The organism is Noviherbaspirillum aerium, from assembly GCF_008929045.1.
In the GTDB taxonomy this organism is placed as follows: Bacteria; Pseudomonadota; Gammaproteobacteria; order Burkholderiales; family Burkholderiaceae_D; genus Noviherbaspirillum; species Noviherbaspirillum aerium.
In genome coordinates this window covers 280,871-307,172 of record NZ_VFAH01000005.1, presented here as the reverse complement: position 1 = coordinate 307,172, position 26,302 = coordinate 280,871, and the positions used below count along the sequence as shown (strand labels likewise).

Sequence of the window (26,302 nt, the reverse complement as noted above, 5' to 3'; positions counted from 1 at the left end):
GTGGGAATTTCCGATAAACCCATGATTTTACTAAAAATTTGTCAACGCCATTGTTGATTTGGTGCATTACAGCATAAAAGAACCTGAACAGGGGTAATCGATTGTTACGCGTTTGTCTATTGTTCGCGAGCAGGCACGATACGAGGCGATTTTTTATAATGCATGGTTTGCCTACGCACCGCCAGGCACAACTTGTTGAATGAATAAGAACCTCATGCCCACCTACGCCATCGGCGACTTGCAAGGCTGCCGCGGCAAGCTTGCCGAGTTGCTGGACAAGATCCGGCTTTCCTGCCCCGATCCCCGCCTTATCTTTGTTGGCGACCTCGTCAACCGGGGCCCGCAGTCGCTCGAGACTTTACGCGAAGTCAGAGCGCTCGGCGATACCACGAATGTGGTACTCGGCAACCATGACCTGCATCTGCTGGCGGTCGCGCACGGCATCCGCCGCGCCCATCCCTCCGACACGCTCAACGACATTCTCGAAGCGCCCGACCGGGATGAACTGCTCGACTGGCTGCGGCATCGCCCGCTGGCCATCTTCGAAAACAATCATCTGCTGGTGCATGCCGGCGTGCTGCCGCAATGGACCGCACAGCAAACCATGGAACTTGCGGCCGAGGTCGAAACCGTTCTGCGCGGGCCCGGCTGGGTCGATTTCCTGCGCCAGATGTATGGAAACGCACCGGACCGCTGGGACGATTCCCTGCGCGGCGCCGACCGGCTGCGCTGTATCGTCAATGCCTTGACGCGCCTGCGCTTCTGCTCGGCGGACGGCACCATGGATCTTGCCACGTCGAAGGGAGCGGAAATCGAATTGCCCGGCTATATGCGCTGGTTCGACGTGCCCGGCCGCAGGACGGAAGATGTCACCGTGGTGTTCGGACACTGGTCGACGCTGGGTCTGACCATGCTCCCGAATATCATCAGCCTCGATACCGGCTGCCTCTGGGGCGGAAAGCTGAGCGCCGTCTGCCTGGAGGACCGCCGCATCGTGCAGGTCGAGTGCCCGCAGTATCAGAAGCCGGGATCGATCTGACACGCTTGCCGCTTGCCGGGCCAGCCCGCTGCGTATGCCTCGGGCTGGGTTTGACAAGCGCCGCGAGCGGTTCGGAACTGTGTTGAGGAGCGGGCGCGGATCCCTACCGCGCAGCAGCTAATCAAACACAGGCCTGGTTTGCCTCGCGTCCGTCCGACAGGCCCAGGGATGCTGCGATTTCCCTTCGGGCCGCTTCCGCCAGGTCGCGCCTGTGGGTATCGGCAGGTGTATCAATGGGCGCAAGCAGTTCTAGGTGAGCGATCATGCCGCCGGACTTGAGGACGCTGAACATGCTCTGCAAGAAACTCATGTCTCCGATGAAATCGGCGGCGGCGTGCAGCTTGCCGGCTTTGTCGGTATAGCGCACCGCATACGGCTGCACCGGCACCTCGGCTTCGACCGCAGCTTCGAAAAGATTGGCATGGAAAGGCAGCAGCATGCCTTGCGCCGCGGTTGTCCCCTCGGGAAAGAATGCCACCCGTTCTCCGGCATGGAGGCTTGCGACCAGGCCCTGGTAGATCCGGCGGACGTCGCGCAGCTTGCCGCGGGATATGAAGATGGTTCCGGTCTTTTCGCAGAGCCAGCCGATGAGGGGCCAGTCGCGGATATCGGATTTGGCGACGAAGCGGCAAGGCTCCAGGGAATTGATGACGAAAATATCCAGCCAGGACACATGATTGGAAACAATCAGGGCTTTCGCCGCTGGCTGCACGCCGGGGCGGGTAGCGACACGCACCTCGACGCCGGCAAGCGCCACCAATTTGGCAGACCAGCGCCGAATGCGTTCCTGCCGCCCGGAATGACCGAGCAGCGGAAACGCGAATGCACAGGTGGCCATTCCCCGGAACAGATGCAGCACCACGCGCAGCAGGCGGAACGCCAGCATGCGGACTCAGCGCTCGAAGGCGACGCAGCCGGCGACGACGGTCGCCCTCACCTGCCCCTGCATTTCGTAGCCGAGGAAAGGCGTGTGCTTGCCCTGGCTTGCAAGTGCCTTGGCATCGACCTTCCAGCGCGCCTCCGGATCAAATACGCAAATATCCGCAGCGCTGCCGACGGCCAGTCCGCCGAACGGCAGGCCGGCCACCCGGGCGGCATCGACGGTGATCTTGGCGATCGCCCTGGAAAGCGGGTTTTCCGCCCTGCCCAGAGATTCGTCGGCCCATTTCAGGGCCAGCGGCAGGAGCAGCTCGAGTCCGGTTGCGCCCGGCGAGGCTTCGCCGAAAGGCAGCAGCTTTTCATCGTCATCGACCGGCGTATGGTCGGAGCAGATGGCGTCCACCGTGCCGTCGAGCAGTCCCTGGCGGATCGCATCCCGGTCGCGCAAGGCGCGCAGCGGCGGCGTCAGGCGGGCATTCGGATCGAAGAAGCCAATGTCGGTATCGGTGAGGTGGACATGGTGCGCGCCCACGTCGCAGGTGACCGGCAAGCCTTCCTTCTTCGCCGCGCGCACCAGCTCCAGGCCGGCGGCGGACGACATGCGGCAAAGGTGCACCCGCGCTCCCGTCGCGCGCATCAGTTCGAAGATGGTATGCAGCGCAATGGTCTCCGCCATGACCGGCACGCCCGACAGGCCGAGCCGCGACGCGATCGGGCCGCTGTGGGCGATGCCGCCGCGGCCGATGTGCGGATCCTGTGGCCGCAGCCAGACGGTGAAATTGAAGGTCTTCGCGTATTGCAGCGCGCGCAGCAGGACCGTGGTGTCGGCAATGGCCTCTTCCGCCTGCGCGAAGCCGATGCAGCCGGCCTCGGTGAGTTCGGCCATTTCGGTCAGGGCCTGGCCCTTGAGGCCCGTGGTCAGTGCGCCGAGGGGATAGACGTGCGCCTGGTTCAGGCTCTTGGCGCGGTACTTCAGCATCTCGACCAGGCCGGGCTCGTCGAGCACCGGATCGGTATCGGGCGGGCATACCAGGCTGGTGACGCCGCCCTGCATCGCGGCCTGCATTTCCGATTCCAGCGTAGCCTTGTATTCATAGCCGGGTTCGCGCAGGCGGGCGCTCAGGTCCACCAGCCCCGGCGCCACCACCAGGCCGCTTGCATCGATTGTGCGTTCCGCCGCAAAGCCTTCCGGCGCATTGCCGAGCGCGGCGATCCTGCCGTCGGCCACGACCACATCCATCTGCCCGTCGATGCCGTTGGCCGGGTCGATCACGCGGCCATTCTTGATATGAAGTTTCATTGCTTAATTTCCCGCCAAAATGCTCATGACCGCCATGCGTACCGCAATACCGAAGGTCACCTGCGGCAGGATCACCGCCTGCGAGCCGTCGGCCACTGCGGAATCGATTTCCACGCCGCGGTTCATTGGTCCGGGATGCATCACGATCGCATCCGGCTTGGCGAGCGCCAGACGCTCGGGCGTCAGGCCGTAGCTCTTGAAGAATTCCTGCGCCGAAGGCAGCAGCGCGCCGGTCATGCGCTCGTTCTGCAGGCGCAGCATGATGATGACGTCGACGTCCTTCAGTCCCTCGTTCATGTTGGTGAATACCCGCACGCCCATCTGCTCGAGGCCGCCCGGCAAAAGCGTGCGCGGGCCGATGGCGCGCACTTCGGGCACGCCGAGCGTGGTGAGCGCATGGATGTCGGAACGGGCGACGCGGCTGTGCAGGATGTCGCCGACGATGGCCACCGTCAGATTGTTGAAATCCTTCTTGTAATGCCGGATCGTGTACATGTCGAGCAGGCCCTGCGTCGGGTGCGCATGGCGGCCGTCGCCGGCGTTGACCACGTGGACATGCGACTGCGCGGTATCGATCAGGTGCTTGGCGATCAGGTAGGGCGCGCCGGACTGCGCATGCCGCACGACGAACATGTCGGCATGCATCGCCGCAAGGTTGTCGATGGTGTCGAGCAGGGACTCGCCCTTGCTGGTACTGGACGCCGAAATGTTCAGGTTGATGACGTCGGCCGACAGGCGCTTGGAGGCGATCTCGAAGGTCGTGCGGGTGCGTGTGGAATTCTCGAAGAACAGGTTGAACACGCTCTTGCCGCGCATCAGCGGCACTTTCTTGACTTCGCGGTCGCTGACGCTGACGAAGGAAGACGCGGTATCGAGAATATGGGTGATAACCGCCTTCGGCAGTCCTTCGATGGTGAGCAGGTGCTGGAGCTCGCCGTTCTTGTTCAATTGCGGGTTATGCATGGTCCACCGTGAGGGATAACCGGCCGTCGTCGGCGCGGCCTAGTACGAGTTGCTGGTCTGCGGGAAGCGGGAAGGTCTGGGCAACGAAATCGGCGGCAATCGGCAGCTCCCTGCCGCCGCGATCGACCAATGCCGCCAGCATGATCTTCGCCGGACGTCCGTAGTCGAAGAGTTCATTGATCGCCGCCCGGGTGGTGCGCCCGGTGTACAGCACGTCATCGACCAGGAGAATGGTGGCGCCTTCGACTTCGAACGGGATGTGCGTCGGTTTGACCTCGGCGTGCAAGCCCTTTGCGGCGTAATCGTCGCGGTAGAAGGACACATCGATGAAGCCCAGGCGCGCACCCAGGTTCATCTCGGCGGCGAGCCGTTCGGCCAGCCACGCGCCCCCGGAGTAGATGCCCACGATGGCGAGGTTTTCGGCCTGTTCCAGGCCAGCCTTGACGCTCTCGGACATTGTCCGGTACAGCGCTTCGGCATCGAAATCAGGATTCGGCATGTTCATTGAAGTATTGTTGCAGGATGATTGCGGCGGCTTCGGCATCGATTACCTCTCCCCTGCGCTGCGTCAGCACGGCGGAGGAATAGCGCTCGTCGACCAGGATGGTGGCGACGCCGAAACGGCCATTGAGCTGGTTGGCGAAACGGCGGCACCGGACGGTCATTTCATGCTCGGCGCCGTCGGGATGGCTCGGCAATCCGACCACGCAGCGATTGGGCTGCCATTCCTTGATCAGGGCGGCGATATCCGCGAATTTCGCGTCATTGGTCAGCGAAGTGATGACGGTCAGGGGCTGGGCCTGCCTGAGCAGGGAATTGCCTACTGCCACGCCGATACGCTTGAGGCCGAAATCAAATGCCAGTACCGTTTCCACCGTCAGGCATGCCCCGCATCGCCGGTAAGCATCATGGGATCGATCCCGAGCAGCTTCATGGCCGCCGTAAAACGTTGCTCCGCCGGCAAGTCGAAGATGACCGAAGGTTCGGCGCGCACCGTCAGCCAGCCGTTGCGCACGATTTCCTCTTCCAGCTGTCCGGCGCTCCATCCGGCGCATCCGAGCGTGACGAGGATGCGCTCCGGCCCCCTGCCGGCGGCCACTTCTTCCAGTACATCCTTCGAGGTGGTCAGCGCGACGCGTTCGTTGACTTTCATCATCGACGAGTAATCGCCGTGCGGCGAATGCAACACGAAACCGCGCTCGACCTGCACCGGGCCGCCGAACATGACCGGCTTCTTGTCGACCGCAATCCTGCCGGCGACAGGGTCGGCACCGAGATCGATGCGTTCCAGCAGCACATCCATCGTCATGTCGGTTGCCTTGTTGACAATGATGCCAAGTGCGCCGTCGGCATTGTGTTCGCAGATATACACTACGGTGCCGCCGAACACGGGGTCGAGCATCGAAGGCATCGCGATCAGGAAATGATCGGCCAAGTGGAGCCGGGAATCCGGCGCCTCATCCATGGATGCGGAAAAACCGGTACCGCCCCGGGCAGTTCCGGGATGCTGGGAGCTTGTGCGTGACTTGCTTGGTTTCACCATAATGGGCATTTTAACAGTTTTGAACTTTGCATCTCCCGAAACGGGGTGCAACCAATCCCGGATTCGTTTCCGGCATAAGGCAATCCATGCAACGCTATGACAGATCTCTCGTGTGGTTCCGCCGCGACCTGCGCAACTTCGATCATGCCGCGCTCTATCATGCGCTCAGGCAAAGCCGGCGCGTGTATTGCGCATTCATTTTTGACCGGGCAATTCTGGATGCGTTGCCACGCGCCGACCGGCGGGTGGAGTTCATTCTGAGCAGTATCAATGAACTCGCCGCAGGTCTGCGCGACATGGGCAGCGGACTGATCGTGCTGCACGGCCATGCGGAACAGGAAGTCGCGCAGCTGGCCAGGCGGCTCGGCGTCGACGCCGTTTTCACCAATCACGATTACGAACCCGCCGCCGTGCAGCGCGATGCGCGTGTCGCCGCCGGCCTTCAGGAAGCGGGCATCGCCTTTCACGGCTTCAAGGACCAGGTCATCTTCGAGAAGGAAGAAGTCCTGTCGCTGGCGGGCAAGCCGTTTTCCGTCTTCACGCCCTACAAGAACGCCTGGCTGAAGAAACTGCATGCGCAGGACAACGATTTTTACCTGAAAGCCTATTCGATTGCGCCATACGCGGACCGGCTGGCGCATCCGCCGCCGCATTGTGCGGCGGATGCGCCGACGCTGGAGCAGCTGGGATTCCAGCCGACCAACCTGCTCCAGGTCGGAATATATCCCGGCATGTCGGGTGGCGAGCAGCTGTTCGACGATTTCTACGAGCGGCTGGCGCAATACCACGAAACACGCGACTTTCCCGCAGTGAAAGGCTCATCCTTCCTATCCGCGCATTTGCGCTTCGGCACCGTGTCGATACGCGGGCTGGCGCGGCAGGCGGTCGAGCTGATGCGCCGGCCCGAGGGCGGCCAGGGACCGGCGACATGGTTGTCGGAACTGATCTGGCGCGATTTCTATTTCATGGTGCTGCACCATCATCCGCGTATTGTCGCCCGTGCCTTCAAGCCCGAGTACGATGCCGTGCAGTGGGAAAATGGACCCGCCGCCGACGACCTGTTCCATGCATGGTGCGAAGGCCGCACCGGCTATCCCCTGGTGGATGCGGCGATGCGGCAGCTCCGGCTGACCGGCTACATGCATAACCGCCTGCGCATGGTGACCGCATGCTTTCTGATCAAGGACCTGGGAATCGACTGGCGCCGGGGAGAGCGCTATTTCGCGCAGGAATTGACCGACTATGAATTGTCTTCAAACAACGGCGGCTGGCAATGGGCGGCTTCGTCGGGCTGCGATGCCCAGCCTTACTTCCGGATTTTCAATCCGGTAACCCAATCGCAGAAGTTCGATGCGCAAGGCGCATTCATCCGCCACTACCTGCCGGCATTGGCGGCATTGCCCGACAAGCATGTCCATGCTCCCTGGCTGGCGCCGTCCGGCGTATTGGAGAAGGCGGGAATCGCTATCGGACGCGATTATCCGGGGCCGATCGTGCAGCATGACGAGGCGCGCCTGCGCACCCTGGCGCGCTACGCGGTCGTCAGGAAGGCGCGAGTCGGTACCGCCGGAGCCGAGGCCGAGGCTAACGCTGGCGACGAAGAAGGCGAGGGCGGCGACACCATGTAGTTCCGGCAGAAAAAAGGCCCGCAGCAGGAATGCATTCGGGCCTTTTCAAGCGCTGCGGCATTGCCGGGTTTGCAGCGATTTCAGTTCACCGCCGCATCCTTGCTGACGAAGCCGCCGATCAATCCGAGCAGACGTTCCTCCTGGTAGGGTTTTCCCAGGTATTCGTTGACGCCCAGTTCCAGCGCGTAGTTGCGGTGCTTCTCCGCGGTGCGCGAGGTGATCATGATGATGGGAATATGGCGGGTCCGTTCATCGCCGCGTACATTGCGTGTCAGATCGAATCCATCCATGCGCGGCATTTCGATATCGACCAGCATCACATCCGGCGTGACCGATTGCAGATGCTGAAGCGCATCGACGCCGTCCTTGGCCAGGATCACCTGATAATTCTCGCGCGACAGCAAACGCTGGGTGACGCGCCGCACCGTCAGGGAGTCGTCGACCACCATCACGACAGGCTGGCGGCGCAAGCCCTGTACCGGAGCGCTGTCAGGCGCCGATGGCTGGCCCGCCTGCATTTCGGCGACCGCGCCCATGGCACCCATGGTATCGGCGTCCATGGCCGCAGGCTCGTCCGCCGGCGTCAGGCGGGGAGCTCGCTGGCTGTCCAGCGCCAGCCGTTGCGCCAGGGGCACCGGGTTGAGAATCAGCACGATCTCGCCGGAACCGAGCACCGTCGCGCCGGCAATGCCGATCATGCGCGACAATTGCGGTCCGGTGTTCTTGACCACGACTTCGCGGTTGCCAATCACCTCGTCCACATGCACTGCCACGCGATCATTGCCGCTCTTGAGGATCAGCAGGGACGAATACTGCCGCGCCACCGGCGATGCCTGGGTATTGCCGAGCAGGGTCGGAAGATAATGCAGCGGAACCCGCTGCCCCTGCCAGACCACCGCGCCGTCATTGTAGGCGGCCGCCAACGCATTGGTCTTGAGCTGCTGCACCTGCTCCACCAGCACCGAGGGCACCGCATAGGTCATGCCGCCGGTCGATAGCAGCACGACCTGCGTCACCGCAAGCGTCAGCGGCAGGCGGATGGCGAACTGCGTGCCCTTGCCCGGTTCGGTCCAGGTGGACACCCGTCCGCCGAGCGACGCCGCTTCGGAACGCACCACATCCATGCCGACGCCGCGGCCGGCGAGCTCGGTGATTTCCTCTGCCGTGGAAAAACCCGGATGGAAGATCAGATCGCTGGCCTCTTCATCCGTCAATCTCGCGTTCTCGCCAAGCAGGCCGATGCTGGCTGCCTTGTCGCGGATGCGGCCAAGGTCGAGGCCATGACCGTCGTCCGAGAACTGGATGACCACTTCATTGCCTTCCTGGCGCACTTCGACGAGCAGTTCGCCGGTTTCCGGTTTTCCCGCGGCGCGGCGGCCTTCCCGCGTCTCCACGCCATGCACGATGGCATTGCGCAGCAGGTGTTCGAACGGACCGGCCATCTTTTCCAGGACACCCCGGTCCATCTCGACCGCGCCGCCGCGAATATCGAGATTGACCCGCTTGTCGGTTTCCTTCGCGGCCTGCCGCGTCACGCGGAACAGCCGTTCGGAGATGCTGGCGAACTGCACCATGCGCGCGCGCATCAGGTCCTGCTGCAATTCCCGCGTCAGGCGGGCCTGCGCCGACAGGTCGGCAACCGCGCTGTCAAGAGTGCGGCTCAGGTTCTGGTGCACCGAGCCGACGTCATTGACGCTCTCGGCCATCATGCGGGTCAGTTCCTGCAGACGGGTAAAGCGGTCGAATTCCAGCGGATCGAATTCGCGGTCGGGCGAATTCGCCATGCGCGACGTGATCTGCGTTTCCGCCTGCATTTCGATTTCACGCAACTGGTCCCGCAGGCGGGCCACATTGTCGGTCAGCTCGGAGAGCGACTGCTGCAGGCTGCCCACTTCATTTTCCAGCCGGGAGCGCGAGATCGAGACTTCACCCGCCTGGTTGACAAGACGGTCCAGAATGTCGGCGCGAACGCGTACGAGCGGAGCGGCGGTCGCAGGCAGGGTTTGTCCTTGCTGTCCTTGAACCGCGATCTGTCGCGCCGCCGGAGACATCATCCCCGGTTCCGCCGGCACGGGCATCACCGATGGGCGCCCCAGGGCCTCATCCGTTCCGCTCGCTGACGGCTGGGACGGGAAAGCAGGTTCGGATGTGGGCGCTGCGGCTTCCGGCGCTGACGAAACGCACGGGGCGGCTTCCGCTACCGGATGCTGCAGCGATTCGAACATCTGCAGCGCCTGATCATAGCGGATCAGCAAATCTTCGATCGCCAGCACTTCCGGCGTACCGAGATGCATGAGGTTCTCGATGCGAGTTTCCATCTCATGCAGATGCTGCCCCAGCTTCATCGCACCGGCCATGCGCGCGCTGCCCTTGAGGGTATGCAGCAGGCGCAGCACCGCCTGCGGCAATGCGATGTCCGTCGGCCGCTCCTGCCAGCCGCGCAGCGCGGTTCCCATCTGCGGGAACATGTCGCGTCCCTCTTCCAGGAACACCGGCATCAGGTCGGCATCGAGCTCGTCGCGGATCTGCTGGGCAAATACACTTCCTGCGTCTGCTTCCTCACGAGAGGCGGACGCCGCGGAAAAAGCTTCGGCCGCATCCGCACTCTCCTCTTCGGAAACGTCCGGCAACAGGATTGCGTTTTCGTCCTGCACATCCGCATCGGCTGCGGTGGCTGCGGTGGCTGCATCATGCAAGCCGCTGTCGTGCCCGGTAGTGCATTCCTCATCAGACTGCGCTTGAAGAAGCGTGTCCGCCTCCTCCAGCACCATGTCCAACTCGTCCGGCAAATCCGTATCCACGGAGGCAAACGGCATTTCCTCAGCGCTTGCGGCCGTCAGCTCCGCCATCTCGGATCGCAATTCCAGATCCTGGCGAAGGTTTTCCAGGAGGCGAACATATTCCGGCTTGTTATCCGGCATTTCACCGAGGGCGAACTTTTGCAGCATGAACTTCAGACGTTCAATGCTCTCCGACAGCACTCCAAACTCATGAGGCTGCAGCCGCACCGGCTTGCGCATCAGGAATTGCAAGACCATTTCCAGCGCATGCGCCAGTTCATGCAGAGAGGAAAAGCCCACCGTGGCGGAGCTGCCCGCCAGGGAATGCGCGGCATGTACGGATTGCACGCTGACCGCGCGGTCGGGCTCATGGCTCCATTCGGCAATGTCCTGCGCCAGCACGCGCACAAGCTCATCGGTTTCCGCAAGATAGATATTGTGCAGCGGCACGCTGATCTCGACGTCGCCGATACGCTTGATATTGTCACTGGTCCTGAACTCCGGCGGACGCATGGTGGGGAAGGTGATGACTTCCGCGCCCGCCATCGGCTGTACGCCGGTGTCCTGCTTCGGCGCTTCGGCTTCAGCCGGCTCATCCGAAGGTAGCTCCGCAAGCCCGGCATCCTCTTCAGGCGCCTTGCCGGCCGGCTCTTCCGTAGCCAGGGTGTCGGATCCGCCGAATTGCGCCAGAAGCTCGGCATCGGAAAATTGCAATTCCTCCGGCTCCGCAATCTCGGAAACAGAAGGGGTGAAGGAGGCGTCTTCCGTGTCCGCCGAAGCTTCCAGATCGAAATCCAGCGGGGGCAGTCCAGTTTCGGGCTCGGATGACAATGCGGCCGAGACGGCTTCCGCAGCATCGTCCGGCAATGATGCCGGCTCTGACAGGTCAGCACCGGCATCATCGGCCGGAATGGCTTTCGAGGCCTCCGGAGCAAGGACAGGCTCCACGGGATCAGGTACCTGCGCATCCGCCAGTGCCGGTTGTCGAGCAAACTCCGGAATACCGGGCTGCGTCGCGACAAGCGGCTCTTCCCCGGGTTCATCAGCTTGCTCATAGAGAAACTGGCCGCCTGACTTGATGCGCTCGGCAGCCGCCACGATCGCGTCCGGCGTACGGGCGGACCGGCCATGGGACTTGAGATCGTAAACCCAGGCCTCGAGCACCTCCGCGGCCTTGTCGATCAGGGCGAACAGTTCCGGATCGCCGCCCTTGGACTCGGCCAGGCGAAGGTTCAGTACCTGCTCAATGCTCCACGCCGCCTCGCCGAACGCCATCAGGCCTACCATGCGCCCGCTTCCCTTGAGCGTATGGAAAGACCGGCGCAGGGTGGTCAGGTGTTCCTGGTTGTGCGGCTGGTTGCGGGCTTCCGGCATGGCCTGGCGAACCGCGCCGAGAACTTCCTCGGCTTCCATCAGGAAGATTTCCAGCAGCTCGGCATCGACGGCTTCATCGGTCGCAGGAGCCACGACTGGCGGCAGCGCTTCGCTGGCGGGCATGGCCGGCACCGTTGCGGTAATGATTTCGGCCAGCGCCTGGCTGGACTCCGCGAAGTCCGTGCGCTTCAGTGCATCGATACCTGCCTGGGCACGGTCATTGGCTTCGGGATTGTCGACCAGCGTGGCATCCATCCTGATCTTTTCGAGGGACTCCTTCAGCTGTGCCCGCAACGCCTGGTTGTCGGGCTCGATGCTCAAAGACATGGCGATTTCGGCAGATTGCTGCTGGTGGAAGGCCAGTTCATCCTCGACCGTGGGAAGCGGGATTGCGCTCATCCCGTTCATTCCGGTGCCGGGGTCGGGATCGGACGATTCCGGAGCGCTACCCTCGTCCGCGCCATTGTCCTGCCCGTCCTGCTGCTTGGCGCCGGGCTCGATCAGATTGGCACGCAACAGGCCTTTTTCCTGGTCAAAGGTGAAGCGTTTCTTCGCATTGTCGGACTGGTGCTGCAAAGTCTCGATGAAAAAGCTCAGCGCGCCCACGTTCTGGGCAACATGCTGGAATCCGGCGACATCGGCTTCACCATCGCCGACCTGATGAAAGCGCCGCACCGCTTCGCGGGTATGCTGAACCGTGCGCATGGCGTCGTCCTGGTCAAGGACGGCCATGGCGCCTTCGATCTGATGCAATATCTGGTCAAGCTGGCCCAGCGCATTCTGCTGCGTGGGGTCGCGGAAGAATTCATCCAGCATCTTTTCGACCTGGCGCAGGTTGCCTTGCATCTCGCTGGCCAGGGCGGTCATGGTTTGCTGCTGCAGCGCCTGGCGCGACATGTCATCGAGCCAGGCGGCCGGCTGCAAGGATTGATCCCCTGCGACCACCGCGAGCAGGCGCGCGGTCAAGGCATCGGCGCGCTCGGCGAAGTTGCCGGGAAGATGCCCGATCTGGTTCAGCGAGTTTTCGACAAACAGGAGGCTGGCGGCCATTTCCAGCCCGAGCATTTCGCCCGGCCGGGCATGCGCGGCATGGCGCGCAATTCCCTTGAGCTCCCGCAGCAGCTTGGACAAGGGCGCCGAGTTCAGGCGCGAGCCCGCATCGGCAAGCATGCGCATTTCATGCTCGAACGAGTCAGCCACGCTGGCGTCGCCGCTGACGATCCGGTTCCAGACATTCTTCGCCTGGGAAAGCCTGTCCTTGGCACTCGCCAGGGTATCGGGGTCCACCTGGCCGTAGCGTTTCCTTTCATAGTCGGCGGGCACCAGCCCGTCGAGCTGATAGGTCTGACGGATCTGCCTGCCGCGGGGCGTGGGTTCCTCGATCCTGGCGATGAAGAACAGCGCATCGCGCAGCAGACGTTCGGCGATGCTCGATGATCCCTGGCACAGACGCCGGATCTGCAGATTGATACGGGCAAACAGCTGCTTGACGTAGATTTCGTTGGGAATCTGGTCCGCGGCAACGGCTTCGGCGAGGCCATGCATGACCCACCAGAATGCGCGCGCCTGCGGGTTTGCCTGCAGGTTTTCGATTTCAGACACCACATCGCGCATGACGGCGGCATTGGCCAGCTCGGCATGGCGGTCGCTGCTTTTCAGGAACGGCAGCAGCGCCCTTTCGAAACGCTGACGCAGACCGGTATAGTGTGCCGGCTTGATTTCATGCGGCAGATTGATTGCCGGAAGGTTCGCACGTACCGCCAGGTTGGGAAAGAACAGGTCCGCAGGATGGATGCGTTCCGCGCCGCGCGCTTCAAGCAATGTCCGGTAGTAGGGAAACAGCCTTACCGGCTGATGCGGCAAGCCGGCCAGCAGTTCATCCAGGTATTCGACCAGTGCCTGGTAAGCGTTGCCGATGACATCGGCCAGTGCCGGACTCATCGGCAGCTGGCCGATGTCGGCACGGTCCAGCAGGTCTTCCACCGTTTCCGTGATGATGGAGACGCCGTCGACATCGACGATCTGTAGCGCGCCGTGCGCCTGGTGCAGGTAGCTCTTCGCATGGCGCAGTGCCGTGGTCTGCACGCCCACATCCTGCGCAGACGCTTCGCGCAACGATTCCCTGGAACGGTTCAATGCTTCGCGGATCTCCCCCATGACCCAGGATAGCGGACCGGTGTCGAAGGTATCCCTGGCATCTTGCGGAAAGGGGGAGGAAAAGGTGGTCATGACTGCCTCGCGGGGTCAAAAAAGCGGTGAGTCGCGCGGTATCACCGCGATGCAACTTGAATGGGCGCCCATGCGACGGGCGCCCCGGACAACAATGTTTCTGTTTCAGGCCTGGACGGCAATGTACGGTCCTCGAAACATCAGGCGGACACGCGGAAGCGCGACACCGAGTTCTTGAGTTCTTCCGCCAGCTTCGACAATTCACGGATCGAGTCAGTGGTCTGACGCGTACCCTGCTGCGTCTGCTCGGTGACTGTCAGAATGTTTTGAATGCTCTGTGCCACGCCGTTGGCCGATGTGGCCTGCTGTTCGGTGGCGGCGGAAATGCTCTGAATCAGGTCCGCGAGGCGATTGGAAACGCTGCGGATCTCGGACAGTGCGGCGCCGGCGGCGTCGGACAGCTTCGCTCCCTCGACCACACCCTGCGTGGATTTTTCCATCGCCGCAACCGCGTCGTGCGTGTCGGTCTGAATGGTGCGCACCAGCGCGCCGATCTGCTTGGTCGCCTCGCCTGAACGTTCCGCCAGGCGCTGAACCTCTTCCGCAACCACGGAGAAGCCTCGCCCTGCCTCGCCGGCCGATGCCGCCTGGATCGCGGCGTTCAGCGCCAGCACGTTGGTCTGTTCGGTAATGTCGGAAATCAGTTCGGTGATCTCCCCGATTTCCTGCGACGACTCGCCGAGGCGCTTGATGCGCTTGGACGTCTCCTGGATCTGTTCGCGGATTTCGTTCATGCCCTTGATCGCGTCTTCCACCGCGCGCGCGCCCTGCTCCGCCGCCGACACCGACTGGCGCGCCACTTCGGCCGACTCGGTTGCCGATCGCGAGACGTCGGTAATCTGCACTGCCATTTCCAGCACCGCCTGGCCGGTTTCCTGGATTTCGCGGGACTGCTTCTGCGAAGCCTGCATCAGCTCGCTGGAAATATCGTGCGCCTGATTGGATGCCGCCGTGACCTGCTCCGCCGTCTTGGTAACGCGTCCGACCAGCCCGCGCAGTTCTTCCACGGTGTAGTTCACCGAGTCGGCGATTGCGCCGGTGATGTCTTCGGACACCGTCGCCTGGATTGTGAGGTCGCCATCCGCCACCTCCTGCAACTCATTCATCAGGCGCAGAATCGCGGCCTGGTTCTGGTCATTGGCGCGCTTGGCTTCTTCCTCCTGGCGGATCGCCTGCAAGCGCTGCTCCTCCGCTTCCTGCCGGCGCTGGTCGGCTTCCTTGGTGCGGTTGCGGCTATCCTGCAGCAGCACCAGCGCAATGCCGATCGCCGACAGCAGGGCCGTCACGGCACTGATCACCATCAGCAATACGGACCAGTGCTGGGCATCTTCCGCGCCGCGGTAGGTGTTTTGCAGGTTGGTGATGCGCTGCTTGAGCGTCTCGTTTTCGGCAAAGATCAGCTGCTCGGATTGTTTGGCCGCAATGAAGTTTTGCAGGTTGCCGAGGATGGTGGCCACAGACTCCTGGTACTCGGCGAAAACCTTCTTCAGCTCTTCCAGCTTTTCCCGGGTATCGGCATCCTTGGTTGCGGCCAGCCGCAGCACGTCGCTGCCGTTGAGGAATCCGTCCGTGATGTCGCGGAAGGTATTGGTATCCTTACCGAGCAGGAAGGCGGTTTCCGGGTTCACGCCTTCGGATGTCAGGAATTCATTGGCGCTGCGGCCAAGTCGCTGGGTCAGCATGACCAGCTGGCCCGCGGCGGAAATCTCGCGCGGGGTGGCACCGCCCTGCGCCTTGAGCGTTGCAATCTGTTCGGTAAGCTCGAGCAGCACCGGCGACAGGTTGTTCAGCTTCTGGAGCGTGGCGCCGAAACCGGTCAGTTCATCCTTGAGCTTGAGAATGGTTTCCGCCGCCTTGTCCGAGCTTGCCCAGACCTTCTGACTCTCCTTGAGCAGGTATTCCATGCCGGAATCCGGCGATGCGACATCGCGCCCCTGGTAGTCGCCGCCGTTAAGGAGCACGCTCAGGTCGCGGTTGAATTCCCTGCGGCTTTCCTCGAGCTGCTTGAACGCCGCCAGATTGCCCTGAATCGCATTGGGAGCCGCCTTGCCGATACGTTGCGAGTGCATCAGCGCGTCGCCGGCAATCTGCGTCTGGGTGGACGTCATTGTCGAGTGGTTGGAATTGACCCAGACGAAGCCGACCCCCAGCACCACCGACGCGCCCAGCATGCCGAGGAGGATTCGTACCTGCTGCTGCAGGGGCAAGGTGCCGATGAAAGGCAGGCGAATGTCGCCGCCTGTCTGCAGAACGTCGCCGATGAAGGTGGCATTCATGCTGCGATCGCGGGCGGCGGCGGCCTGCGCCTGTGCCGTACCCGACGCGGACGACCCGGCGGCGGGAATGGAAAAGTCGGCCCTGACCGGCTCTTCCCATGCTGCAGCCGGCGTGCTGTCTATCGTGACTGCGGCCACAGTGACGGCATCGTCGTTGGAGTCTTGCTTCTTCTCTTTCGACATGAATGGTACTTTGAACGCCATTGCGGAGTCTCCTCGTGTTACGGATTGCGGTGAAAGGCAGGCATGCGCGACGGCCGCGTCAGACACCGACCTGCAGGAATTGCGGATCCTGCACGATTAAAGAAAGGTTGAGTTCGTTCCAGACGTGAGAGTCACGGTCCAGATAGCGCTGCGCGATCCAGGGTGTGTCGGCGGATGACGGCTGGGGCTGCATTTCCATGTCGGCGACATTGCGCAAGCCCATCACGCGCGATACCAGGAGGCCGCAGTTGAATGACAGGGATGGCGCAAAGGCGATCACCCGGCTGTCCTTCTCGATGCGCGTAGCGGCCATGCCGCGAAAACATGCCAGGTCGATCACGCTGATCAGATTGCCCCGCACGTTGACCAGGCCGAGGAACCAGTCCTTGGTGAGCGGGACCGGCGTGACGGCGCCGACCGAAACGATCTCGCCAGCCTCCTGCAGATTCAGCAGCCAGCGTGTTTCACCGATCAGCACGCCAAGCTTGCTGGCCTGCGTATGCGTACCGCTGCTTGCAGCCTGCATGCGTTCCACTAGCTGCGCCTGGAATTCGCGCAGGCGGTGGCGGCGCGTGCCGCTGTCGCCTTCCTTCACTGCTGCGCCGGGCCTGCTGTCCAGAGAAGACTCGCTCATGGGTTTCTCAGCCAAGCGCCGCGATCTTGGACAACAGTTCCTGGGGATCGACCGGCTTGACGATGTAATCGCGAGCACCCTGCCGCATGCCCCAGATGCGGTCGGTCTCCTGGCCCTTGCTGGTGCAGATGATGATCGGCACCTCCTGGGTTTCGGGATCGCGGGCAATGGAACGGGTGATCTGGAAACCGTTCTGGCCGGGCATGACCACATCCATCAGAATCAGCTGCGGCTTGTCGGCCTTGACCTTGAGCAGCGCCTCTTCGCCGTTTTCCGCAGTGGAGACCGAAAAGCCATTCTTGATGAGAATGTCGGTAAGAAAGTAACGCTCGGTTGGAGAGTCATCCACCACAAGAATTTTTTGTATGGGCATTCTGTGACCTTTGAAGCAGAAAATTTACCGGGAAAGCGCGAGCGCGGTGTGCTCGCGTACAGTCTTGAGCAGGCTGTCCTTGGTGAACGGCTTGGTGAGATAGGCATCGGAACCGACCATCGCGCCACGCGCGCGGTCGAACAGCCCGTCCTTGGATGACAGCATGATGACCGGCGTGGAATGGAAGCGGGAGCTTTTCTTGATCAGCGCACAGGTCTGATAACCATCCAGCCGGGGCATCAGGATGTCGCAGAATATGAGGGCCGGCCGGTGGTCGTTCATCTTCGCAAGCGCGTCGAAACCGTCGTCTGCGAGAACCACCTGGTAGCCGGCCTGGCCGAGAAAAATCTCTGCTGACCGACGAATAGTGCTGCTGTCGTCGATCACCATGATCTTGAGACTGCTGTTCTCCACGGGTGTTGTCATGAGCTAATCTCGTTTGCCGTTCGCCGAAAATAGATCCCAACTGTAACAAAAAGCAAGATGCTTTAGAACAATATCGACGTTGATTTTTTTACAACGTGGTATTTATGCGAAAAACGAAATCGACCATAACATTGCCATGGAGAATCATGGCGAATTACTTCATGGAAGTTTGATATTGATTAACGACAATATTAAATTGCTACCATTTCAAAATCTTCCTTGCGCGCACCGCACTCGGGACATGTCCAGTTCATCGGCACGTCGGCCCAGCGCGTGCCGGGCGCGATGCCTTCATCTGGCAAGCCAGCTTCCTCGTCGTATACCCAGCCGCAGATCAGACACATCCAGGTCTTGAATTCCTCGTTCGATGTCGCGTTACTCACAGTTGACTGCCCTTCAATCAAGTAAAATGCAAAGTCGCATATCTTAATCTACCCGCCGTGCAAAACCAAACTCCTCCCCTGATACTGACCTTCGGCGCAACCGATCCGGCAGGTGCATTCGGTATACAGGCCGATCTCGCTTCGTTCGCTGCAATGGGATGCCATGGCTTGTCGGTCGTCACCTCCATCCTCATCAGCGACACCGCGCGCATCGAGGACGTGCAGCCGGTCGATGCAGACTGGGTCGCGGACCAGGCGCGCGTCATCCTGGAGGACATGCCGGTGGCGGCCTTCAAGGTCGGCGCCGTCGCCAGCATTGAAAACGTGTCGGTCATCGCAGAAATCGTCTCCGACTATCCGGATGTCCCGCTGATTCTCGATCCGTTTCTGACGGCAATGCCGGACCAGGGACAGGACAGCGAGGACATGCTGATTGCCATCCGCGAACTGCTGATCCCCCAGACCACCCTGTTCGTGGTCTCGGCCGTGGAGCTGGGGCGCTTCGCCGAAACCTGGCGCGAACCCGCGACCGGCGACACCCTGGTGGCCGATGCCATGCGCGTCATTGAAATGGGCTGTGAATACGTGCTGATCACCGGCACGCCCGGCGACGTCCATGAAGTCAGCAATACGCTCTACGAGGAATCGGGAGCGGTCCGCCAGGATGCCTGGCAGCGTCTGCCCGGATCGTTCAGCGGAGCGGGCAGCACCCTGTCGGCGACGATCGCCGCCCTGCTCGCCAATGGCGTCGATGTGCCCGAAGCAATATTCGAGGCGCAGGAATTCACCTACGCGGCGCTGTCGAATGCACACCGGCTGGGAATGGGCAAGCTCACGCCCGACCGCTACTTCTGGGCGCGCGAATCCGACGCCGACACCAAACCATCCTAATCAACGTTGAACGTATGACTTCAAAGAACGACATCCTGTTTGCCCGCGCACAGACAACGACGCCGGGCGGCGTCAATTCCCCGGTGCGCGCCTTCCGCTCCGTCGGCGGCACGCCGCGCTTCATCACCCGCGCCGACGGCCCGTATTTCTGGGACGCCGACGACAAGCGCTACATCGACTATATCGGTTCCTGGGGTCCGGCCATCGTCGGGCATTCCCATCCCGACGTGATCAGGGCGGTGCAGGAGGCGGCGGCCCGCGGCCTGAGCTTCGGCGCGCCGACAGAAGGCGAAATCGTGATGGCGGAAGAAATCTGCCGCATTCTTCCCTCCGTGGAACAGGTGCGCCTGGTATCGAGCGGCACCGAGGCGGCGATGAGCGCCCTGCGCCTGGCGCGCGGCGCCACCGGCCGCGACAAGATCATCAAGTTCGAAGGCTGCTACCACGGCCATGCCGATTCCCTGCTGGTCAAGGCCGGCAGCGGCCTGCTCACCTTCGGCAATCCGACCTCGGCCGGCGTCCCGGAAGATTTCGCGAAACATACCCTGGTGCTCGACTATAACGATCCGCAGCAGCTGGAAGACGTGTTCGGGCAGATGGGCAACCAGATCGCCTGCGTCATCGTGGAACCGGTGGCGGGCAACATGAACCTGGTGCGCGCCACGCCGGAATTCCTGCAGACCATGCGCCGCCTGTGCAGCCAGCACGGTGCGGTGCTGATCTTTGACGAAGTCATGTGCGGATTCCGCGTCGGACTGACGGGTGCGCAAGGAATGTATGGCATCACGCCGGACCTGACCGTGCTCGGCAAGGTGATTGGCGGCGGCTTGCCGGTGGCGGCATTCGGCGGCCGCAAGGAACTGATGAACTTCCTCGCACCGATGGGCCCGGTGTACCAGGCGGGCACCCTGTCCGGCAACCCGGTGGCGGTGGCGGCAGGCATGAGCACCCTCAAGCTGATCCAGCAGCCGGGCTTCTACGAAACGCTGTCGGCACAGACGGCCAAGCTGGCGAGCGGACTGTCGGATGCGGCGGCGGCGGCCGGAGTGGAGTTCTGCGCCGACGCGGTCGGCGGCATGTTCGGCCTGTACTTCGGCGCGCAGGTGCCCGGCAGTTTCAAGGAAATCATGGCTTGCGACAAGGAGAAGTTCAACCGCTTCTTCCATGCGATGCTGGATCTTGGCGTCTACCTCGCGCCGTCGGCATTCGAAGCCGGATTCGTGTCGTCGGCGCACGACGATGCGGTGATTCATGCCACCGTCGAGGCGGCGCGTACGGCATTCGGGAAGATTGCTCAGGCTTGAGTCGTTTAGGCCGGGGTCGCCGCTGCCGAAACCCCGTCGGCGCTCACGCGCCGGCGCGGCATGACTAGGCAGGAAATCAGGTGATTGATCAGTTCAGCCAGCCCCGGCGGCGGAAATACCAGAACGGCGCGATCGCGCTGCCGAGCATCAGCGCCAGCGCAAACGGATATCCCATGTCCCAGTTCAGTTCCGGCAGGATGCGGAAGTTCATGCCGTAGATGCTGGCGATCAGGGTAGGCGGCAGGAAGGCGACGCTGGCCACCGAAAAGATCTTGATGATCTTGTTCTGATTGATGTTGATGAAACCGACGGTGGCATCCATCAGGAAGTTGATCTTGTCGAACAGAAAGGCGGTATGCCCGTCCAGCGATTCGATGTCCCGCAAAATCTGCCGCGCCTCTTCGAATTGTTCGGTATTGAGCAATCGCCCGCGCATCAGGAAGCTGACCGCGCGCCGCGTATCCATCATGTTGCGGCGAATGCGTCCGTTCAAATCCTCTTCCTGGGCGATCGAGCTCAGGGCGTCGGCGGCATCCTGGTCGGTCAGTTGCTTTTGCAGCACGCGCCGGCTGACTTCTTCCAGGCTCTGATAGATGCCTTCCAGCGCATCCGCGGAATACTCGGCATCGGTTGCATACAGGTCCAGCAGCACATCCTTGTAATCGGCGATCGAACCGGGCCGGGAACGCGCGCGCATGCGCACCAGGCGAAACACCGGCAAATCATCGTTATGCACTGAAAACAGCATGTTGCGCGCCAGGATGAACGCCACCGTGATGACACGCGACGGCCCGTCGTCTTCCTCCAGCAGGAAGTCGGTGCGCAGGTGCAGGTCGCCGTTCTCGGCCTCGTAATAACGGGCCGATGCTTCAATGTCCTTGACTTCGTCTTCACCGGGCAGCGTCACGCCATAAATACTCTTGACCCAGGCGCGCTCTTCATCATTCGGATCGGTCAGATCCACCCACACGGGGGCAGCCTTCTCCAGATCATTCCGGGATTCAATATTGACCTGGTTCAGGCGCCCGTTCTGCAAGACGAATACATTAATCATGTGCTCTCCCGGCTGTGTCCTTTGTCAGGTCACAGCCACCTGCGGGGATGTGCCGCAGGCTGATTGATTTTCAGGGAACGCGGCCATGGGATTGGCCAGGACGCGTCCGCCCACCAACTTTGTGGCGAGAAGACGCTGGAGATGCAAGGGCAGCGCTAACTCGCCGATCGACCGTTATCCGACGGTTGACTATGTGTACTGGGACTACCCAAGACGGGTCTCCGGGAACGAAAACTTCGCAAGTGTACTGAGATCGACGGCGGCAGGCAAGCGAGATGCAGGCAAGTTGATGCCGGCTTTGCGATGCTTCATGGCTAGGGCCTGTTCACACTTCATTCGGGTGTGCGAAGGTACCGTAGGCGTTGCAGGGCAAGCCGAGGCGACCGGCCATTCACCTGCAATCCGCTCTAGGCTGTGTTTGATAAGCTGCTGCGCGGTCCGGATCCACGCCTGCGGTGCTCTGCGTACGTCCGTACGCGTGCGCTCCTCGACGTGACTACGGACCGCTCGCGACGCTTATCAAAGACAGCCTAGGGCAGTGCCGCCGCGCCCATGCGCCGCAGGATCAGATTCGTGCGCTGCGCAAGATAGGCGGAGTTGCGATTCTTGTCGTAGAAGCGCGGACGCGGCAGCATGACCGCCAGCCTCGCAGCCTGGGGCGCATTCAGATTGGCGGCCGAAACGCCGTAGTAATGCTGGGCGGCGGCCTCCGCGCCGAACACGCCGACGCCCCATTCCACGACGTTCAGGTAGATCTCGAAGATCCTTTCCTTTTCCATCAGGTGTTCCAGCATGTAGGTAATCACCACTTCCTGGGCCTTGCGCAGGTAGCTGCGCTCACCCGACAGGAACAGGTTTTTGGCAAGCTGCTGGGTGATCGTGGAGCCGCCGGCGATCACCTTGCCCTTCCTGGTGTTCTTTTCGTAGGCCTTCTGCATCGCATCCCAGTCCACGCCTTCATGCTCGGAAAAATGCGAATCCTCGGCGGCGATGATGGCGCGTTTCAGGTGCTTCGATATGCGGTCGTAAGGCACCCATTTGTGCTTGAGCCGGGCATTCGGGTTCTTCTCGCGCAGCACCGACAACTGCTGGTCCATGAAGCTTGTCGAGTCGGGGTTATGGTCTATCCACCACCAGATTTGCGCAAAGAAATACAGCTGCATGGCGAGCACGACCACGATCGGCGCGACGATCAGCCACAGCAAGAGTTTGCGCAGGAATTTCATGACGCTCAGAGTTTCGAACGCAGGTCGTCGTACACCGTCCGGGTGGCGGGGCGCACGCCGCGCCACAGATGGAAGGATTCCGCGGCCTGCTCCACGAGCATCCCGAGTCCGTCGCGGGTCGCTGCGCCATGCTGGCGGGCGAATTCCATGAACACCGTCGGCGCCGGTCCGTACATCATGTCATAGGCCAGGCAGCCTTCCGCGAATGCGCGGGCCGGCAGCGGCGGCAGATCGGATGAGAGGCTGGCGGAGGTGGCATTGATGACGACATCGAAGCTATCCTGCAGGGATTCGAAATCGCAGGCGGCGATGGCGCCCTTGCCGGAAAACCGCTCGGCCAGTTCCTTTGCCTTCGACGCGGTGCGGTTTGCAATCACCAGCTGCTCCGGCGCCTGCGCGAGGATGGGCAGCACCACGCCGCGCGCGGCGCCGCCGGCGCCCATCAGCAGGATGCGCTTGCCGCGCATGGCCACGCCTGCATTGGCCACGATATCGGTGACCAGGCCCATGCCGTCGGTGTTGTCGCCGACAATGGCGCCACCGTCGAACTTGAGGGTGTTGACCGCGCCCGCCGCTTCGGCCCGCTCGCTCAATGCGCCGGCAAGCGCGAAGGCTTCGAGCTTGAACGGCACGGTCACGTTGGCGCCCTTGAAGCCCTGTTCGATCAATGCCCGCACTGTCGATGCAAAACCATCGAGCGGCGCAAGCAGCCGCTCATACGTCAGCGCCTGTTCCGTCTGCCTGGCGAAAGCCGCGTGGATATCCGGCGATTTGCTGTGCGCGACCGGGTTGCCGATCACGCCATAACGATCCGTTCCTGCACTCAATGGGCGCTCCCCTGCATTTCCGCTTCGAGTTCGTTCTCTCTTGTAAATTTGAAGCGCGTGGTCATGATCCACACGTCGTCCTTGTCGCTCGACCGCATGTTCTTGGCGAAGGCGCCGAAGGGCGCGGCGCGGCGCACGATGCGGCGGGCGGCGTCGTCAAGCGCCGGATTGCCGGAAGAGCGCTCGACGGCAATCCCCTCATCCTTGTCCTTCACGTAAATGCTGCCGTCCTGGAAGATGGAGATGGAGAGCGTCAGTTCGCCGTACATCTTCTTGCCATCCTTCTGCGGAAAATTGACGGTGCCGACCTTTTCGATTTTTTCGCGCACGCTGCTGAAGTACATCGCGTAGCCGACTTCGCGCGTGCTCGGGGATATGAAGGTCTTCTTGGGGCGCTTGTTTTCATCCTCGATGCGCTTGGCGATTTCCGCTTCCCGCCGCAGGATTTCCTTTGCGCTTTCGCTGGCGTCGGCGGCTTCCGGCCGCGGCTGGGTGACCTGCGGCGTCGGCTGATCCTTGGTCGGCGCCGACGCCACCTTGGACTTCTTGTTCATCTGGGTCAGCATGCGCTGCTGCCGCTCCAGTTCCTCGATGCGGCGCTGCATGGACTTCATGCCGTCGCCGTCTTCATTGCGCCGCATGTCGGGCAGCGGCGACTTGGAGCGGCCGGTCTCGGCATTGCCGCCGCCATCGAGATTGGCCTGGGCGAGCGCCTCCGCCTTCAACGGCGCGCGGTCATGCTTGGCGTTCACCAGGATGACTTCCAGGCCCGGATCCACGGGCTTGAAATTGAAGGCGTCGGGTGCCGCGAACCGCACTGCCAGCAGCGCCCCGTGCACCAGCACGGATGCCGCGACGGCGATCGACAAGGTGCGGTTTTGTGGAAAAAGTAACTTCACGCAGCTAAGGAAAAGGCGGTTGCAGAAGCTTGGGATTTTACGATAAAGCCGCCCCTGCCTTGCCGCTCTTTTTCACTCAGAAACAGACTCAGCGCCTGCTTCGGTCTCGCTTGTGGCGATTTCACCATCGATGCTTTCCGTACTTTCAACTTCCGGAGCGCTTGCGCTTGTCAATTCGATCAGGCGGGCCTCGATGTTGAGGTCGACCTCATCCCAGCGGATCAGATCCAGCTTGACCTGGGTACCGCGCGCCGCCTGCGGCATGGCCGGCAGGCGAATGATGAGCGGAATGTCAACCAGCCTGAGCACCTCATCCTTGAGCACCACGGCTTCCACATGTTTGGCGTTTTCCTGCGACAGCCAGCGCAGACACCAGAAACGTTCCATGTTGCTCTGGAAATCGGCATAGGCGCCATAGGCCGCATCGAACGCGGACACCACCGCGAACAGGTCGGCATCCTTGGGCTTGAACGGCGCCGCCAGCGGGGCGGTGACGCCGTGTTCGATACAGGCAAGGATCTGCCACTGGTTGACAAGGTCGGTATAGCGGCGCAGCGGCGAGGTGCTCCAGGCATACTGGTCGACCCCCAGTCCCTGGTGCGGCGCCGCATGCGTGAGCATGCGCACCTGCATCTTGGCCGCCCAGCCGCCGCCGGATGCTCCCTGCGTGCGGTAGATGCCGGGCACGCCGTGGTCGTGCATCAGCTTGCCCCAGGTGCTGTTGGCGAAAATCATCAGCTCGGCGACGATCTTGTCGAGCGGCGCGCCGCGCTTGCGGCGCACGATGGAGACGATGTCGTCCTCGACATAGAAGTTGAAGTCGACCCGGTTGTTCTGCTCGGGCCGGAGTCCGAAGCTCTCGCGCTTGGCCATGCGGCCCTGTTCGAGCACCTGCGACCATTGCCACAACAGCGCGATGTCGCTCTTGTAGGGATAATCGCCGGTGCCGGCCGCGAGATTGTCTTCGGTGACCAGCGCATCGAGGTCGTTGTGGCGCAGATTGGCTGCGATCGGTACTGCCTCGGCGCGGGTTTCGGTCGAGATGATGGACCAGTCCGCGGTATTGAGCGTGGCATACAGCGACAAGGCGGGACAGGTGCGGCCTTCCGCCAGCGTGAAGGCGTCTACCAGTTCATCGGGCAGCATCGTGATCTTGTCGCCGGGCATGTACACGGTGGACATGCGCTGGCGGGCGATGCCGTCGATCGCATCGCCGCGCCGGATGCCGAGTCCCGGTGCCGCGATATGAATGCCAACGCGGATCTTGCCATCGCCGAGTTCGACCACCGAGAAGGCATCATCGATTTCGGTCGTGGTGACGTCATCGATGGAAAATGCCCCGACCTCCGCCACCGGCAGCTGCGGCGACTGCGGTATGGCGATGGCCGGGAAACCCGTGCCCTTCGGGAAGTATTCCTGCAGGAAGCGCATCATGTGCAGCTGCTTTGCCGAGGCGATGCCGCCGACGGCGAGCATCAGGCGCTGCGGCGTGGTCTGCAGCTCCGAGCAGGCGGCTTCCAGCGCCTTGTACTCGATGCCGTTCTTGTCCGGCTTGAACAGCAGCTGCATCACGATCGGCTTGAAGCTGTCGGGCAGACGGCCGGCCTTGAGCTCTTCCACATACTGTGCCTGGATCAAGGCCTGCTGCTTTTTCTTTTCGATGCCGGCGAGCGCCGCCTTGAGCGAATCTTCCGGGGCCGCCTTGTAACGTCCCTTGCCCTTCTTGTAAAAATAGATCGGCGCGTTATGCAGGCGCAGCAGCAGGCCGGCCGCTTCATGCGGCTTGGGATCATGGCCGAAATATTCCGTGCCGAGTTCGGCGAATCCGAATTCCTCCTGTCCCGCGACCTCCCACAGGAAGTCGAGATCGATGTCGTCGGCGATGGTCTTGGCATCGGACAGCAACTGTGCCGGCTCGGGCGAGGAAAACTGCAGCAGCACGTCGCGCGCCTTGACCTTGGTCCGCTTGCCGGATTGCATTTCGACCTGGTAGGCCTCGCCCTGCTGGGAAAGAACCGCGCCGGCCTTGAAATCGCCGGACTCTTCAAAGAATAGATTCATGGATTGCTT

21 protein-coding genes are annotated in these 26,302 nt (G+C 62.1%); 4 read left to right on the top strand and 17 right to left on the bottom strand.

The features are described 5' to 3' along the window. Positions 1 to 214 precede the first annotated feature (214 nt). Positions 215 to 1,039, top strand: coding sequence for a symmetrical bis(5'-nucleosyl)-tetraphosphatase (locus FH061_RS10770; RefSeq protein ID WP_151635845.1), 825 nt, complete (start codon positions 215 to 217; stop codon positions 1,037 to 1,039). A 121-nt stretch (positions 1,040 to 1,160) separates the two neighbouring features. On the opposite strand, the gene FH061_RS10765 is transcribed toward FH061_RS10770, so the two are convergent. The 6 genes from FH061_RS10765 to FH061_RS10740 are packed head-to-tail and all read right to left on the bottom strand — an operon-like array spanning position 1,161 to position 5,733. Continuing rightward, a complete protein-coding gene (locus tag FH061_RS10765) occupies positions 1,161 to 1,925 on the bottom strand; it encodes a lysophospholipid acyltransferase family protein (protein WP_151635772.1) in 765 nt (254 codons plus the stop codon). Positions 1,926 to 1,931: 6 nt separating this feature from the next. Next, positions 1,932 to 3,218 (bottom strand): dihydroorotase, encoded by a 1,287-nt coding sequence (locus tag FH061_RS10760; RefSeq protein WP_151635770.1) that lies wholly within the window; start codon positions 3,216 to 3,218, stop codon positions 1,932 to 1,934. A gap of 3 nt (positions 3,219 to 3,221) precedes the next feature. Beyond that, positions 3,222 to 4,181, bottom strand: coding sequence for an aspartate carbamoyltransferase catalytic subunit (locus FH061_RS10755; RefSeq protein WP_151635768.1), 960 nt, complete (start codon positions 4,179 to 4,181; stop codon positions 3,222 to 3,224). Next, positions 4,174 to 4,680: a bifunctional pyr operon transcriptional regulator/uracil phosphoribosyltransferase PyrR gene (gene pyrR / locus FH061_RS10750; RefSeq protein ID WP_404822441.1), complete on the bottom strand. Its 507-nt coding sequence runs from the start codon at positions 4,678 to 4,680 to the stop codon at positions 4,174 to 4,176. The genes FH061_RS10755 and pyrR overlap by 8 nt, the downstream gene beginning before the upstream one ends. Continuing rightward, positions 4,667 to 5,056: a Holliday junction resolvase RuvX gene (gene ruvX / locus FH061_RS10745; RefSeq protein WP_151635764.1), complete on the bottom strand. Its 390-nt coding sequence runs from the start codon at positions 5,054 to 5,056 to the stop codon at positions 4,667 to 4,669. The genes pyrR and ruvX overlap by 14 nt, the downstream gene beginning before the upstream one ends. 2 nt (positions 5,057 to 5,058) lie before the next feature. Further along, positions 5,059 to 5,733 (bottom strand): YqgE/AlgH family protein, encoded by a 675-nt coding sequence (locus tag FH061_RS10740; protein WP_404822440.1) that lies wholly within the window; start codon positions 5,731 to 5,733, stop codon positions 5,059 to 5,061. A gap of 77 nt (positions 5,734 to 5,810) precedes the next feature. Between FH061_RS10740 and FH061_RS10735 the strand changes: the two genes are divergently transcribed. Beyond that, complete coding sequence (locus FH061_RS10735) at positions 5,811 to 7,352, top strand: cryptochrome/photolyase family protein (protein ID WP_151635760.1); 1,542 nt, start codon at positions 5,811 to 5,813, stop codon at positions 7,350 to 7,352. 80 nt (positions 7,353 to 7,432) lie between these two features. Here FH061_RS10735 and FH061_RS10730 read toward each other — a convergent pair whose 3' ends face one another. The 6 genes from FH061_RS10730 to FH061_RS10705 all read right to left on the bottom strand — a co-directional run bounded on the left by FH061_RS10730 (position 7,433) and on the right by FH061_RS10705 (position 17,992). Next, complete coding sequence (locus FH061_RS10730; protein WP_151635759.1) at positions 7,433 to 13,735, bottom strand: hybrid sensor histidine kinase/response regulator; 6,303 nt, start codon at positions 13,733 to 13,735, stop codon at positions 7,433 to 7,435. 140 nt (positions 13,736 to 13,875) lie between these two features. Further along, the gene (locus tag FH061_RS10725) at positions 13,876 to 16,215 is read right to left on the bottom strand and encodes a methyl-accepting chemotaxis protein (RefSeq protein WP_404822439.1); all 2,340 of its coding nucleotides are present in this window, start codon (positions 16,213 to 16,215) and stop codon (positions 13,876 to 13,878) included. 58 nt (positions 16,216 to 16,273) lie between these two features. Beyond that, positions 16,274 to 16,849, bottom strand: a complete 576-nt coding sequence (locus FH061_RS10720; protein ID WP_151635757.1) for a chemotaxis protein CheW — start codon at positions 16,847 to 16,849, stop codon at positions 16,274 to 16,276. Between the two features lie 7 nt (positions 16,850 to 16,856). Continuing rightward, positions 16,857 to 17,222 (bottom strand): response regulator transcription factor, encoded by a 366-nt coding sequence (locus tag FH061_RS10715; protein WP_151635755.1) that lies wholly within the window; start codon positions 17,220 to 17,222, stop codon positions 16,857 to 16,859. Positions 17,223 to 17,246: 24 nt separating this feature from the next. Continuing rightward, on the bottom strand, positions 17,247 to 17,648 hold the full coding sequence (locus tag FH061_RS10710; RefSeq protein ID WP_151635753.1) for a response regulator: 402 nt from the start codon (positions 17,646 to 17,648) through the stop codon (positions 17,247 to 17,249). Positions 17,649 to 17,839: 191 nt separating this feature from the next. Continuing rightward, a complete protein-coding gene (locus tag FH061_RS10705; RefSeq protein WP_151635843.1) occupies positions 17,840 to 17,992 on the bottom strand; it encodes a rubredoxin in 153 nt (50 codons plus the stop codon). Between the two features lie 96 nt (positions 17,993 to 18,088). Here FH061_RS10705 and thiD point away from each other — a divergent pair, with 96 nt between their 5' ends. Both thiD and hemL read left to right on the top strand, forming a co-directional pair. Continuing rightward, entirely contained in the window at positions 18,089 to 18,922 is an 834-nt protein-coding gene (gene thiD / locus FH061_RS10700) for a bifunctional hydroxymethylpyrimidine kinase/phosphomethylpyrimidine kinase (protein WP_151635751.1), read from the top strand. 14 nt (positions 18,923 to 18,936) lie between these two features. Beyond that, a complete protein-coding gene (gene hemL, locus FH061_RS10695; RefSeq protein WP_151635749.1) occupies positions 18,937 to 20,226 on the top strand; it encodes a glutamate-1-semialdehyde 2,1-aminomutase in 1,290 nt (429 codons plus the stop codon). Between the two features lie 88 nt (positions 20,227 to 20,314). On the opposite strand, the gene corA is transcribed toward hemL, so the two are convergent. The 5 genes from corA to FH061_RS10670 form a co-directional block, all read right to left on the bottom strand. Beyond that, positions 20,315 to 21,280 carry a magnesium/cobalt transporter CorA gene (gene corA / locus FH061_RS10690; protein ID WP_151635747.1) on the bottom strand — a complete coding sequence of 322 codons (966 nt, stop codon included), beginning with the start codon at positions 21,278 to 21,280 and terminating at the stop codon, positions 20,315 to 20,317. A 530-nt stretch (positions 21,281 to 21,810) separates the two neighbouring features. Further along, positions 21,811 to 22,506: a monofunctional biosynthetic peptidoglycan transglycosylase gene (gene mtgA / locus FH061_RS10685; protein WP_151635746.1), complete on the bottom strand. Its 696-nt coding sequence runs from the start codon at positions 22,504 to 22,506 to the stop codon at positions 21,811 to 21,813. Between the two features lie 5 nt (positions 22,507 to 22,511). Next, on the bottom strand, positions 22,512 to 23,333 hold the full coding sequence (gene aroE / locus FH061_RS10680) for a shikimate dehydrogenase (RefSeq protein WP_151635744.1): 822 nt from the start codon (positions 23,331 to 23,333) through the stop codon (positions 22,512 to 22,514). Then, positions 23,330 to 24,202, bottom strand: a complete 873-nt coding sequence (locus tag FH061_RS10675) for a TonB C-terminal domain-containing protein (protein WP_225984591.1) — start codon at positions 24,200 to 24,202, stop codon at positions 23,330 to 23,332. The genes aroE and FH061_RS10675 overlap by 4 nt, the downstream gene beginning before the upstream one ends. A 102-nt stretch (positions 24,203 to 24,304) precedes the next feature. Continuing rightward, the gene (locus FH061_RS10670; protein WP_151635740.1) at positions 24,305 to 26,293 is read right to left on the bottom strand and encodes a ribonuclease catalytic domain-containing protein; all 1,989 of its coding nucleotides are present in this window, start codon (positions 26,291 to 26,293) and stop codon (positions 24,305 to 24,307) included. Positions 26,294 to 26,302: the final 9 nt, after the last annotated feature.